Source organism: Microbacterium sp. ZOR0019 (genome assembly GCF_000800925.1).
Lineage (GTDB): Bacteria > Actinomycetota > Actinomycetes > Actinomycetales > Microbacteriaceae > Microbacterium > Microbacterium aurugineum.
Genome location: NZ_JRKC01000073.1, coordinates 47,637 through 60,918, shown reverse-complemented (window position 1 = coordinate 60,918; position 13,282 = coordinate 47,637). Strand labels below are relative to the sequence as shown.

The 13,282-nt window shown below is 67.7% G+C and carries 13 protein-coding genes; 10 read left to right on the top strand and 3 right to left on the bottom strand.

The window, feature by feature from the left end; all coding sequences use genetic code 11:
- Positions 1 to 20 precede the first annotated feature (20 nt).
- From L978_RS14700 to L978_RS14690, 3 genes are all read right to left on the bottom strand, one after another.
- Positions 21 to 959, bottom strand: coding sequence for a 5'-3' exonuclease (locus tag L978_RS14700; RefSeq protein ID WP_081997079.1), 939 nt, complete (start codon positions 957 to 959; stop codon positions 21 to 23).
- A gap of 59 nt (positions 960 to 1,018) precedes the next feature.
- Positions 1,019 to 1,519 (bottom strand): hypothetical protein, encoded by a 501-nt coding sequence (locus L978_RS14695; RefSeq protein ID WP_231555075.1) that lies wholly within the window; start codon positions 1,517 to 1,519, stop codon positions 1,019 to 1,021.
- A gap of 248 nt (positions 1,520 to 1,767) precedes the next feature.
- Positions 1,768 to 2,328, bottom strand: coding sequence for a hypothetical protein (locus tag L978_RS14690; protein ID WP_052193789.1), 561 nt, complete (start codon positions 2,326 to 2,328; stop codon positions 1,768 to 1,770).
- Between the two features lie 236 nt (positions 2,329 to 2,564).
- On the opposite strand from L978_RS14690, the gene rpsA reads away from it, so the two are divergent.
- From rpsA to L978_RS14640, 10 genes are all read left to right on the top strand, one after another.
- Positions 2,565 to 4,019 carry a 30S ribosomal protein S1 gene (gene rpsA / locus L978_RS14685; protein ID WP_047524042.1) on the top strand — a complete coding sequence of 485 codons (1,455 nt, stop codon included), beginning with the start codon at positions 2,565 to 2,567 and terminating at the stop codon, positions 4,017 to 4,019.
- A 144-nt stretch (positions 4,020 to 4,163) separates the two neighbouring features.
- A complete protein-coding gene (locus L978_RS14680; protein WP_047524041.1) occupies positions 4,164 to 5,012 on the top strand; it encodes an ABC transporter ATP-binding protein in 849 nt (282 codons plus the stop codon).
- Positions 5,009 to 6,049, top strand: a complete 1,041-nt coding sequence (locus L978_RS14675) for an aliphatic sulfonate ABC transporter substrate-binding protein (RefSeq protein ID WP_047524040.1) — start codon at positions 5,009 to 5,011, stop codon at positions 6,047 to 6,049. The genes L978_RS14680 and L978_RS14675 overlap by 4 nt, the downstream gene beginning before the upstream one ends.
- Positions 6,046 to 6,903 (top strand): ABC transporter permease, encoded by an 858-nt coding sequence (locus L978_RS14670; RefSeq protein WP_081997078.1) that lies wholly within the window; start codon positions 6,046 to 6,048, stop codon positions 6,901 to 6,903. The genes L978_RS14675 and L978_RS14670 overlap by 4 nt, the downstream gene beginning before the upstream one ends.
- The gene (acs, locus tag L978_RS14665) at positions 6,894 to 8,903 is read left to right on the top strand and encodes an acetate--CoA ligase (RefSeq protein WP_047524039.1); all 2,010 of its coding nucleotides are present in this window, start codon (positions 6,894 to 6,896) and stop codon (positions 8,901 to 8,903) included. Before L978_RS14670 ends, acs begins: the two co-directional genes overlap by 10 nt.
- Positions 8,900 to 10,204: an O-acetylhomoserine aminocarboxypropyltransferase/cysteine synthase family protein gene (locus tag L978_RS14660; RefSeq protein ID WP_047524038.1), complete on the top strand. Its 1,305-nt coding sequence runs from the start codon at positions 8,900 to 8,902 to the stop codon at positions 10,202 to 10,204. The genes acs and L978_RS14660 overlap by 4 nt, the downstream gene beginning before the upstream one ends.
- Positions 10,201 to 10,785: a CoA-binding protein gene (locus L978_RS14655; RefSeq protein WP_047524037.1), complete on the top strand. Its 585-nt coding sequence runs from the start codon at positions 10,201 to 10,203 to the stop codon at positions 10,783 to 10,785. Before L978_RS14660 ends, L978_RS14655 begins: the two co-directional genes overlap by 4 nt.
- A gap of 31 nt (positions 10,786 to 10,816) precedes the next feature.
- The gene (gene coaE, locus L978_RS14650; protein WP_047524036.1) at positions 10,817 to 11,416 is read left to right on the top strand and encodes a dephospho-CoA kinase; all 600 of its coding nucleotides are present in this window, start codon (positions 10,817 to 10,819) and stop codon (positions 11,414 to 11,416) included.
- On the top strand, positions 11,413 to 12,651 hold the full coding sequence (locus tag L978_RS14645; protein WP_052193788.1) for an MFS transporter: 1,239 nt from the start codon (positions 11,413 to 11,415) through the stop codon (positions 12,649 to 12,651). Before coaE ends, L978_RS14645 begins: the two co-directional genes overlap by 4 nt.
- An 80-nt stretch (positions 12,652 to 12,731) precedes the next feature.
- A complete protein-coding gene (locus L978_RS14640) occupies positions 12,732 to 13,268 on the top strand; it encodes a hypothetical protein (protein ID WP_047524035.1) in 537 nt (178 codons plus the stop codon).
- The last annotated feature ends 14 nt before the right edge of the window (positions 13,269 to 13,282 follow it).

The window sequence follows — 13,282 nt, the reverse complement described above, 5'->3', positions numbered from 1 at the left end:
TCGCCGTCGGACCCCGGCCGTCAGTCTGCGGCGAGGGCGGCGTTCGACACGGCAGTGAGGGCACGCGTCATCGAGCCGCCGAGGTTCCATCTCTCGGCGAGAGCCGTTGCGGCATCCGCCTCCGCGGGGTCGAGCACGCGCAGGGGGACGTCGGGGACCGTGATCGGCAGCGACGTCGCGACCGCGACCACCGTCGGGGCGACGTCGAGATAGTCGGACGCGGCGAGCAGCTTCGCCCGTACTCCGGCGCTCATCCCTTCGCCCGCTTTCGCCGCGGCACGGATGCCCTCCAGGTCTGCGTGCGTCTGCAGCAGGGTGGCCGCGGTCTTCTCACCCACGCCGGCGACGCCGGGCAGGCCGTCCGAAGCATCGCCGCGCATGGTCGCGAAGTCGGCGTACTGGGAGGGGAGCACCCCGTACTTCGCGACGACGGTGGCGTCGGTCACGACCTCGAGGTTGCTCATTCCGCGGGCGGTGTAGATGACGCGGACGTCACGTGCATCGTCCACCAGCTGGAACAGGTCACGGTCGCCGGTGACGATGTCGACGGGCATCGTGGCCGTCGTGGCGAGCGTGCCGATCACATCGTCGGCCTCGTGCTCGGCGACGCCGATGATGGGAATGCCGATGGCCGCCAGAGTCTCGCGGATGAGGGGGATCTGCGCTTCGAGGGAGTCGGGGACCTCTTCGACATCGGGGCCGCTGGCGACCACCTCCACGACGCGGTGGGTCTTGTAGGTGGGGATGAGGTCGACGCGCCACTGCGGTCGCCAGTCGTCGTCCCAGCAGGCGATCACGTGTGTGGGCTCGTAGAGGGTGACGAGCTTGGCGATGATGTCGAGGAGACCGCGAGCGGCATTGATCGGGGAACCGTCGGGTGCTGTCACCTTGTCGGGGACGCCATAGAACGCACGGAAATAGAGGCTGGCGGTGTCGAGCAGCATCAGTCGATCGGTCACGAACGACAGTCTGGCACGGCGGTCCGACGCAGGGTGCGGAGAGCGGACTGTCCTGGCGCTCAACACCCCGTGGCGCGGGGGTGCTCGGCACAGGTGCGAGCGACGAGAGCGGTGTCGGCCTCGTAGATACGGATCCGCTGCGCGGAACCCTCGATGGCGAGTTCGCCGGCCACCGGGAACCAGCCTCCACCGATGTCGACCTCTGCCGTGTAGTACGCCCTGACGTGGGTGAGGAAGGTTCCGCGTGTGCGATAGGTATGGCTCGTCGGCGTCGGGGTGAACGGCGCCTGCCCGAGTGCGGTCCACGTCTGGCCGCTGCCTGCTGAGGTCGCCGTGCTCCCATCCCCATAGGAGAAGACGAAACGAGCGGGGGAGAACCGCACGCTGACCGGCCGGCCCAGGAGAGTGCCGCTGCGAGTCTGCACCGATGCCGAAGCCACGAAGTTCATCGGCAGCCCTGCGACGCCCACGTTGCCGGGCTCGCCCACTGTCGTCACGGGTGCGGGCGCGAACTGCGCGACATCGGTGATCGTGAGCGGCGCGCCGTCGTCGTTCGTCACGCGCTCCGCCGAGATCCCACAACTCGTGGTCCGGACTGGATCGGGAACACACGGCGGCGGTGCGTCAGGGGTGTCTGGTGAACCGGGGGAAGCGCCATCCGGAGACTTCTCCGTCTCGGTGGCTGAGATCGTCAACTGGCTCCCGTCGTTCTGAGCGCAGCCTGAAACCATTGAGACGGCAGCGTTGCATGAACTGGCTGCGGGGAGTGAGATCGCCGCAGTTGGGATCCACAAGGCGATCACGAGGATCAACGTACGCATCGGTCACCCTCGGAGGATTCCAGTTCGGAAATCGTCAGGCTGTCGCCACCCGGGCCCGCAACGAAGCGCACGCTTATGGACTGACGGGGCGGGCGATCTACCGACACTATCGATGTGCCTGAAGCGTTGGTGACTTCGACATCGCTTACGTCAGTGCAAACGTCCGCATTGATGACTCCGTTGCGCGGATCTGCCGAGACGCCGATGAACGAGTCGTAGTGCGTAGCACCGGCCGTCCGAATGCCCTCGGCATGAAACTCGCTGAACGCCTTCCTGGTGGAGTCCGCGGCGGTCTCCGAGAGTAACGAGTACACCGGCTCGAAAGTCTTAGGTTTCGCGAAGTCGACCTGATTCAACGCGTCGTTGTACGCGCGGTAGGTGGCCTCGGCGGCGGCGAACGCTTCTTCTTCGGAAGCGAAGGCGGCGGTCGGGGTCGGGGTCGGGGTCGGCACGGGGTCGGGGGCGCACCCCGCGAGCAGCGCGACGGCGGCCGCGAGGATCGCGAGTCGCGTCGGAAGGGCGGGGGTCAGGGGAGTAGCCGGTGTCACCCCGCCACCGTAGGAGGAATGGGCCTCGGCCGGTTCGAGTTATCCACAGGGAGGGTGTTCGGATCCGACTCCTGCGGTGCGCGAACTTCTGATAGCCTTAACCGTCACTCGTGGCGTGCATGCGCATGCCCTCGTGACGAGAAAACCAAAATCCAACTGCTGAGAAGCATGCTGTCGGCCGTGCGCGGTCTTTGACTCTCAGCCCGAGTCTCCATTCAACAAGGACAACCCACTACATGACTACCGCAACGACCGCCCCGGCCACCAAGCAGGTCGCCATCAACGACATCGGATCTGCTGAGGACTTCCTGGCCGCGGTCGAGAAGACCCTGAAGTTCTTCAACGACGGCGACATCATCGAAGGCACGATCGTCAAGATCGACCGCGATGAGGTCCTCCTCGATGTCGGCTACAAGACCGAGGGTGTCATCCCCTCGCGTGAGCTCTCGATCAAGCACGACGTCGACCCCAACGAGGTCGTCGCCGTCGGCGATCTGGTCGAGGCACTCGTCCTCCAGAAGGAGGACAAGGAAGGCCGTCTGATCCTCTCCAAGAAGCGTGCTCAGTACGAGCGTGCATGGGGAGACGTCGAGAAGATCAAGGAGAACGACGGCGTCGTCACCGGTACGGTCATCGAGGTCGTCAAGGGTGGACTCATCGTCGACATCGGCCTCCGTGGCTTCCTCCCGGCTTCGCTCATCGAGCTGCGTCGCGTCCGCGACCTCACGCCGTACCTCGGCCAGGAGATCGAGGCGAAGATCCTCGAGCTCGACAAGAACCGCAACAACGTCGTCCTGAGCCGCCGCGCGCTGCTCGAGCAGACGCAGTCGGAGTCGCGTACCACGTTCCTGAACAACCTGCACAAGGGTCAGGTCCGCAAGGGTGTCGTCTCGTCGATCGTCAACTTCGGTGCGTTCGTCGACCTGGGTGGCGTGGACGGCCTCGTGCACGTCTCCGAGCTGTCCTGGAAGCACATCGAGCACGCCTCCGAGGTCGTCGAGGTCGGCCAGGAGGTCACCGTCGAGATCCTCGAGGTCGACCTCGACCGCGAGCGCGTCTCCCTGTCGCTGAAGGCGACGCAGGAGGACCCGTGGCAGGTCTTCGCCCGCACCCACGCGATCGGTCAGGTCACGCCGGGTAAGGTCACGAAGCTCGTTCCGTTCGGTGCGTTCGTTCGCGTCGCAGACGGCATCGAGGGCCTCGTCCACATCTCCGAGCTCTCCAGCAAGCACGTCGAGCTGGCTGAGCAGGTCGTCTCCGTCGGCGAAGAGGTCTTCGTCAAGGTCATCGACATCGACCTCGAGCGTCGTCGCATCTCGCTGTCGCTGAAGCAGGCCAACGAGTCGGTCGACCCCAACGGCACCGAGTTCGACCCGGCTCTGTACGGCATGCTCGCCGAGTACGACGAGAACGGCGAGTACAAGTACCCGGAGGGCTTCGACGCCGAGACCGGTGCGTGGAAGGAAGGCTTCGACGCCCAGCGCGAGGCATGGGAGCAGGAGTACGCTGCAGCCCAGGCTCGTTGGGAAGCGCACAAGGCTCAGGTCGTCAAGGCGGCCGAGGCCGAGGCCGCAGCCGGAGAAGACTTCGGTGGCCAGGCCTTCGCCACCGAAGTTGCCGGCGCCGGCACCCTGGCGGACGACGAGGCTCTCGCAGCTCTGCGCGAGAAGCTCTCGGGCGGCAACGCTTAAGCACGTCTCTGAAACGGGTCGTCGCCTCGCCTTCGGGCGGGTGCGGCGGCCCGTTTCGCGTACCCGCTGTTCCCTCCACGTCTTGCGTGACGGAACATTACGGCCCCATTCGTAACATCGGAGCCCGTCGGCCAGCATGAGGGTATGACCACGCTGTTGCCCTCGCCGCGCCTCGCCGACGCATCGACTGCGGCCGGGACGGCGCAGAGCGTGCGGCTCGACGGTGTTGAGCGCTCCTTCCCGCTGTCGCACGGGCGACGCGACGTGCTCCGGGGGATCGACCTCGACATCAGCGCCGGCGAGATCCTCGCGGTGGTCGGTCCGTCCGGCTGCGGCAAGTCGACGCTCCTGCGCCTCGTCGGCGGGCTCGACACCCCGACCCGTGGCAACATCCGCCTCGATGCCGTCGGCGTCACCGATGTCGACGAGCGCACCGCCATCGCCTTCCAGGAGCCCCGGTTGCTGCCGTGGCGCACGATCGCCCAGAACGTCGAACTCGGCCTGCCCCGGGGAACGGCCCGTCGTGCCGGACGCGAGCGCGTGCGGGAGCTGCTGCACCTGGTGGGCCTCGAACAGGCCGCCGATCAGCGTCCGCGCGAAGTCTCCGGCGGAATGTCCCAGCGTGCCTCGCTCGCCCGCGCTCTCGCCCGGAACCCTGGTGTGCTGCTGCTCGACGAGCCCTTCGGCGCGCTCGACGCTCTGACGCGCCTGCGCATGCACGATCTGCTCCTCAAGATCCATGCGGCCGAGCCCACCACCGTCCTCCTCGTCACGCACGACGTCGAAGAGGCCCTCTATCTCGCCGACCGAGTGCTGTTGCTGCGAACGCTGAACGGTGCAGACGTCGACGAGCCGTCCATCTCGCGCACGATCCTCGTGCCGGGCATCCGTCCTCGCGACCGCGCCGATCGCGGACTCGCCGACCTGCGCGCCGAGCTTCTCGAAGGCCTCGGCGTCGACACCCACCACCGCATCACCGAGGAGTCCAGATGAGCATCACCACCCGCCGAATCATCCCTGCGATCGCGGTCGCCGGGACGATGATGCTCGTCGCGACCGGCTGCGTCGCCGGCGAGAACGCCACCGCATCCGACACCGGGAGCACCTCGAGGTCCACGGAGTGGTCGTCCGACACGCTGTCCGTCGACTTCGCGACATACAACCCGCTCAGCCTCGTCGTCCGCGACCAGGGTCTTCTCGAAGACATCCTCGGGGACGACGTCGACGTCGAGTGGGTGCAGTCGGCCGGCTCGAACAAGGCCAACGAGTTGCTTCGCTCGGGGTCGGTGGATGTCGGCTCGACAGCCGGATCGGCTGCGTTGCTCGCGCGTGCCAACGGTTCTCCGATCCAGGTCATCGACATCTACTCGCAGCCGGAATGGTCGGCCATCGTCGTCGGCCCGGACAGCGACATCACTTCGATCGAAGACCTCAAGGGCGCCTCGATCGCGGCCACGAAGGGCACGGACCCGTACTTCTTCCTGCTGCAGGCGCTCGAAGAGGGCGGGCTGTCTCTCTCCGACGTCGAAGTGCAGAACCTCCAGCACGCCGACGGCAGGGCCGCGCTCGACGGCGGCTCGGTGGACGCATGGGCCGGACTCGACCCGATCATGGCCGCGGCAGAGGTCGAGTCGGGGGACAAGTTGATCTACCGGAACGTGGACTTCAACACCTACGGCTTCCTCAACGCCACCGAGGACTTCCTCACCAACCACCCCGACCTCGCGCAGGCCGTCGTGGACGCCTACGAGAAGGCGCGCGAGTGGGCGCTCGAGCACCCCGAGGAGACCGCGGCGCTGCTCGCCGAGGTCGCCGGTATCGATTCCGAGGTCGCGACGACGGTGATCCAGGAGCGTTCGAACCTCGACGTCAGCGGGATCCCGGGCGACGACCAGATCGCGGTGCTCGAGAAGATCGCTCCCGTGCTCGTCGAATCCGGCGACGTCCAGGGTGGCAAGGAGTCCGTCGACAAGGCGCTGGCATCGATCGTGAACGACACGTTCGCGAAGAAGGCGGTCGGCGGCGAGTGACGATTCCGGATCGGCTGATCGTCCCTGCGGACTCGCAGGACGCCCTCGACTTCGCCACGGGGAAGCTCGCGAGCTCGGAAAGCGCGAGTCGCCGCAGCTGGGATCGTCCCGCGGTGCGGGTACTCGGCGGGCTTCTGCTGCCGGCGGTCATCCTCCTCGTGTGGCAACTCGCGACGACGTCCGGTCTCGTCGAGTCCTATCGGCTGCCGACGCCCGCCTCGGTCTATCAGGCGGGCGTCGAGCTGGCCGAGAGCGGGCAGCTCTGGACGCATATCGCGATCTCGGTGCAGCGCGTCCTCCTCGGGTTCGCGATCGGATCGGTGATCGGGCTCGCCGCGGCGGGCATCGTGGGGCTGTCCCGCTGGGGCGATGTGCTCCTCAGCCCGACACTCGCTGCGGCCCGGGCGGTGCCGTCGCTCGCCTGGGTGCCGCTTCTCATCCTGTGGATGCAGATCGGCGAGGAGTCGAAAGTCACACTGATCGCGATCGGCGCGTTCTTCCCGGTCTACACGACGGTGGCCTCGGCTCTCCGGCACGTCGACCCGCACCTGGTCGAAGCCGGACGCTCGTTCAGCCTGCGCGGATGGTCTCTGTTCCGCACGGTGCAGCTTCCCGCCGTCGTCCCCTCGGTCGTGTCGGGCCTTCGTCTCGCCCTCGCGCAGGCGTGGCTGTTCCTCGTCGCTGCGGAGCTGATCGCCTCATCCATGGGCCTCGGCTTCTTGCTGACCGACTCGCAGAGCACGGGGCGCATCGACCGCATCCTCCTCTCCATCGTGCTGCTCGCACTGCTCGGAACGCTGACCAGCGGCATCCTCGCGCTGCTGGAGAAGTACCTGCTCCGCCGATGGGTGTGAGCGTGACCGAGGCACGGCTGCAGGAGTCGCGGGTGTACGCGGCGGCTTCCGGGTTCGGCGACGCGAACGTCACCGAGGAAGCATATGCACGGGGCACGGCGGACCCGATCGCGTTCTGGGAAGAGGCAGCGCGTCGGCTCGAGTGGTCTGTCCCGTGGGAGACGGCGCACGAGTGGGATCCGCCGGTCGGGGACGCCGTCCCTGCCGCGCGCTGGTTCGTCGGCGGGCGTCTCAACGTCGCCGTCAACTGTGTCGATCGGCATGTCGACGCCGGACGGGGCGATAAGGTCGCGCTGCACTTCGAAGGCGAACCCGGTGATCGCCGCGCCGTCACCTACGCCGAGCTGCAGGAGCGTGTCGCCCGCGCGGCAAACGCCTTGGTCGCACTCGGCATCCGACCGGGTGACCGCGTGGTGATCTACCTCCCCGTGCTCGTGGAGACGATCGTCATCACGCTCGCGTGCGCGCGGGTGGGTGCCGTGCACTCTCTCGTCTTCGGCGGGTTCTCCGCAGAGGCGGTGCGGTTCCGGCTCTCGGACACCGGGGCGAAGCTCCTCGTCACGAGCGACGGTCAGTACCGACGCGGCGTCGCCACGGAGGTCAAGTCCACGGCCGATGTCGCCGTCGCCGGTCTGCCCGAGCTCGAGCACGTTCTCGTGCTCCGCCGCACGGGCCAGGACGTGCCGTGGACCTCCGGTCGTGACGTGTGGTGGCACGACGTCGTCGACTCGGCCTCCCCGGTGCATGAGGCGGACTCGTTCGACGCCGAGCATCCGCTCTTCATCATCTACACCTCCGGCACCACCGGAAAGCCCAAGGGGCTCGTGCACACCTCCGGCGGATACCTCGCCCAGGCGAGTTGGGCGCATTGGGCGCACTTCGATGCCAAACCCGATGACGTGCACTGGTGCACCGCCGACCTCGCATGGGTCACCGCGCACACCTACGAGATCTACGGCCCGCTCTCCAACGGAATCACACAGGTCATCTACGAGGGGACGCCGGACACCCCGCATCGCGAACGCCACCTCGAGATCATCGAGCGCTACGGGGTGACCGTCTACTACACGGCGCCAACGCTGATCCGCACTTTCATGACGTGGTTCGGTGCCGAGCTTCCCGCCGGTCACGACCTGTCGACCCTTCGGCTCCTCGGCACGGTCGGCGAGGCGATCAACCCCGAAGCGTGGGTCTGGTTCCGTCGCAACTTCGGTCGCGACGAACTGCCGGTGATCGACACGTGGTGGCAGTCCGAGACCGGTGCCGCGATGATCGCCCCGCTCCCGGGGATCACGAGCCTCAAACCGGGGTCGGCGTCGGTGCCGCTTCCGGGGATCGATGTCGCGGTGGTCGATGCGGACGGACGCGAGGTGCCGCCCGGCCGCTCAGGGACACTCGTCGTCCGACGTCCCTGGCCGGGGATGGCCCGCACCGTGTGGGGAGATCCGCAGCGCTATCGGGACGCGTACTGGTCCACGTTCGCCGGACTCGGCGAGTTCGGCGGTTTCTACGTCGCCGGTGACGGCGCGACGCGGGACGCCGACGGGTACATCTGGATCCTCGGTCGTCTCGATGACGTCGTGAACGTCTCCGGTCATCGACTCTCCACGATCGAGATCGAATCGGCGCTCGTCGCTCACGACACGGTCGGAGAGGCCGGGGCTGCCGGAGTCTCCGACCCGGTCACGGGGCAGGCCGTGGCGGTCTTCGTGACCCCGTCCGGGCGTGCAGACGTGACCCCGTCCGATCTGCGCACCCAGGTCGCTCAGGCGATCGGCCCCGTCGCCAAGCCGAAGCACATCGTCGTCGTCCCCGATCTGCCGAAGACGCGTTCGGGCAAGATCATGCGCCGACTCCTGGCACAGTTGTGGGAGGCCGAGCAGGACCGCCGCGCGGGGCGCGAGCCGCTTCCGCTCGGCGACACCACTTCGCTGCAGAACCCTTGGGCCGTCGACGACATCGCCGACGCGCTCACCGACGCCGAACTGAGGACAGCATGACGGAAGAACACCGTTTCGGATTCCGCACCCGAGCCCTGCATGCCGGGGGCACCCCCGACGCGTCGACCGGCGCGAGGGCGGTGCCGATCTATCAGACGACGTCCTTCGTCTTCGATGACGCCGCAGATGCGGGCAATCTCTTCGCCTTGCAGAAGTACGGCAATATCTACTCCCGCATCGGCAACCCGACCGTCGCGGCACTCGAGGAGCGTCTGGCCTCGCTCGAAGGCGGCATCGGAGCGGTGGCGACCGCGTCGGGGATGAGCGCGGAGTTCATCACCTTCGCTGCGCTCGTCGGTGCCGGTGACCATGTCGTCGCTGCAGCCCAGCTCTACGGCGGGACGGTGACGCAACTGGACGTGACCCTGCGGCGGTTCGGCGTCGAGACCACGTTCGTCGCCTCGACCGACCCCGCTGACTTCGCCGCGGCGATCCGTCCGGAGACCAAGGTCGTCTACGTCGAGATGATCGGCAATCCGTCGGGCGAGATCGCCGATATCGAGGGGCTCGCCGCCGTCGCGCACGAGGCGGGGGTGCCGCTCGTCGTGGATGCGACGCTCGCCACGCCGTACCTCGCACGCCCGCTGGAACACGGCGCAGACATCGTGATCCACTCCGTGACGAAGTTCCTCGGCGGTCACGGTACGACTCTCGGCGGTGTCGTCATCGAGAAGGGCACGTTCGACTGGGGAAACGGCAAGTTCCCGCAGATGACCGAGCCTGTCGAGTCGTACGGCGGCATCAAGTGGTGGGACAACTTCGGCGAGTACGGCTTCCTCACCAAGCTCCGCTCCGAACAGCTCCGCGACATCGGCCCGGCGCTCAGCCCGCAGGCGGCGTTCAATCTGCTGCAGGGTATTGAGACGCTGCCGCAGCGGATCGATGCGCACCTCGCGAACGCACGGGTCGTCGCGAACTGGCTCGCCACCGATCCCCGGGTCGCGTACGTCACCTGGGCAGGACTCGAGGGACACCCGCACCACGAGCGTGCGGCGAAGTACCTGCCTCTCGGACCGGGTTCCGTCTTCGCGTTCGGCGTCGCAGCGGACGACGGCCGGAGCGCGGGGGAGAGCGTGATCGAGAACCTGCAGCTCGCCTCTCATCTTGCGAACATCGGTGACGCCCGCACGCTGGTCATCCATCCCGCGTCGACCACGCACCGCCAGCTCACCGAGGAGCAGCTCGTCGCCGCCGGTGTGCGCCCCGACCTGATCCGCATCTCCGTGGGCCTGGAAGACCCCGAAGACATCATCTGGGACCTCGACCAGGCACTCACGACCGCGACGGGAGCGAACCGATGACCGCGACGGAAACCACCGGCGGCGAGGCGTGCAGCTTGCCGTCGACGACGGAGGCCGTTTCCTGCGCACTCCCCGGCACCGCAGCCGCACATCCGGAGCGGGGCTGGCGAGGACCGAATCAGCAGGAGCGCTTCTCGCTGCTCCGGCGCGCGACGTCGATCGCGATCGTCGGAGCATCGAACAACCCTGCGCGCGCCTCCTTCTTCGTGGCGACGTATCTGCTCTCCAGCACGGCGTACGACGTGTATCTCGTCAACCCGCGCGAGAAGGAGATCCTCGGGCAGCCCGTCTACGCATCGCTGAGCGATCTGCCCGTCGTCCCCGACATCGTCGATGTGTTCCGCCGGCACGATGACCTCCCCGGCGTCGCGCAGGAGGCGATCGACATCGGCGCGCGGACGCTCTGGTTGCAACTGGGTTCCTGGAACGAGGACGCGGCAGCGATCGCGGAGTCGGCAGGATTGTCTGTCGTGATGGATCGGTGCATCAAGATCGAGCACGCACGCTTCCACGGCGGGCTCCACCTCGCCGGTTTCGACACGGGCGTGATCAGCTCACGGCGGCAGCTGCTCGCACGCTGAACCGCAATCGGGCGAACCCTAGACTGGCGTCATGCCTCTCATCGCGCTCACCGGCGGTATCGCCTCCGGGAAGTCGACCATCGCCCGGCGTCTGGCGGAGCACGGCGCGATCGTCGTCGACGCCGATCAGATCGTGCGCGACGTGCAGGCTCCGGGCTCGGCGGTGCTCGATCGCATCGCGGAGACCTTCGGCACCGAGGTCATCGGCGAGGACGGTGCGCTCGATCGCGCCGCCCTCGGTTCGCGGGTCTTCGCAGAGCCCGAGCTCCTCTCGCAGCTGAATGCGATCGTGCATCCCGCCGTGCGCGAGGAGTCTCAGCGTCGATTCGACGATGCCTTCGCCGGTGATCCGCACGCCGTCGTCGTGTACGACGTGCCTCTCCTGGTCGAGGCCCGAGTCGACGATCCGTGGGATCTCATCGTGGTCGCCCACGCGCCGTCGGCCGTCCGACGCCGTCGACTCGTCGAACTGCGAGGCTTGGACGAACGTGCGGCGCAGGCCCGCATCGATGCCCAGGTGTCCGATGATCGGCGACTCGCCATCGCCGACGTCGTGATCGACACGTCGGATACCCTCGAGCGGACTCGTGAGCAGACGGACGCTCTCTGGGAGCGGATCAGCGCGCAGTGACCTTCTCCGGTCACGCGCGTGGTTCACGTGAGTATCGGCGTCTCATCGTCGGCCTGTTCTTCGCGGGCATCGCGACCTTCGCGCAACTCTATTCCGCGCAGGGCGTGCTGCCGCAGATCTCATCCGACCTCTCGGTCAGCCCGGCGACGGCGGCCCTCAGCGTGTCGGCTGCCACCCTCGGCCTGGCGCTGGCCGTGGTCCCGTGGTCGATGGTGGCGGACCGTATCGGTCGCGTACCGGCGATGGCCACAGGTGTGCTCACGGCCACCGTCGTCGGTCTCTCGGCGCCGCTGAGCAACGAGATCTTCGCTGTGCTCGCCCTGCGGTTCGTGGAGGGAGTGGCGTTGGGGGCGGTCCCCGCAGTGGCTCTCGCATATCTCAGCGAGGAGGTCGAGGCGGGCTACGCTGCTGCGGCGGCCGGCAGCTACATCGCGGGCACCACAGTGGGTGGATTGCTCGGCCGGATCGGCGCGGGGATCGTCGGCGAAGTGGCCGGATGGCGGGCCGGGGTCCTGGCCGTCGCCGTGATGTGCGCGGTGGCCGCGGTGCTCTTCCTCTGGCTCACTCCCCGCGCCCGAGGATTCGTCCCCGGACGACTGCGTACGGACCGGGGCCCGGGCATCCTCGAGAAGCTCCGTGGTCCGTTGCGCTCACCGCGCCAGTGGGCGCTGTACGCGCAGGGGTTCCTGTTGATGGGAGCGTTCGTCGCGGTCTACAACTACCTCGGCTTCCACCTCGCGGCAGAGCCGTTCGACCTGCCGGCGTGGCTGGTGACGATGCTCTTCCTCGCCTACCTCGCGGGCACGGTGTCCTCGCCGTGGGCCGGCGTGCTCGCTTCGCGGATCGGACGCTTCCCCGTGCTGCTCGCCTCGATCGGCGTCATGGCTGTGGGGGCCGTGCTGCTGCTGGCGCAGGTCGCGGTGTTGGTGTCGTTGGGGCTCGTGCTCTTCACGGGCGGCTTCTTCGGAGCCCATGCCATCGCCTCGGGGTGGACACCGGTTGCGGCCACCCCCCGCAGCAGGGCCCAGGCGTCGTCCCTGTACTACTTCGCCTACTACGCCGGATCCAGCCTGTTCGGATGGATGCTCGGCCTCGTGTTCGTGGGCGCGAGCTGGGGATGGTTCGTGGCGGCCGTCATCGTGATGTGCGCGGCCGCGGCTCTCGCCGCCATCTCGGCGCTTCGGAGGACGCCGACGGATCGGGGATGGCCGCCCGGAGGGCGCGAGCGCCGCTGATATTCTGGTGTTGGGCGTGGGGACGCACCAGGGGATGGTCTGCTGGGGGATAGCTTTTCTGCGCTCTGAGGAGTGGAGAAATGACTCAGGACAATCATGGCGTCTCACGCCGAACGGTCGTCGTCGGAGCCGCATGGTCGGTCCCCGTGATCGCCGCTGCCGTGGCCGTCCCGCTGGCGGCCGCAAGCGCGAACACGTCGAACGATTCGGCGAACTACTACTGGGACGCGGAGGCTCAGGGGGGCTTCACATCGCTGGTGCCTGCCAGCGGGGGGCTTCGAGCGACGTTCAGCACCCAGATCAGCTACCGGGCCGATCCGTGGGCGAACCCTCCGACCGGCGCATCACTCGTGGTCGTGGTGACCTTCAGCACCCCGGTGACTCTCGACGCCGCGTCGTCCTTCGGCTCCTGGGTTCCGGCACCGGCAGGAGGGTCCTCGGCGACGACCTTCACCTTCACCAAGACGCCGCCGAACTTCGGCGACGCATTGAGCTTCAATGTGGTCGGTTCGGCGCCAGGCCCCCTCACGTCGTCGGCCACGATGAGCCTGGTCGACGGGGGAACGACCACGTGGTCGACGGAGCCGTCGGCCCAGACGGCCACGATCGTCGCCTGACGGCCTCGATGTCG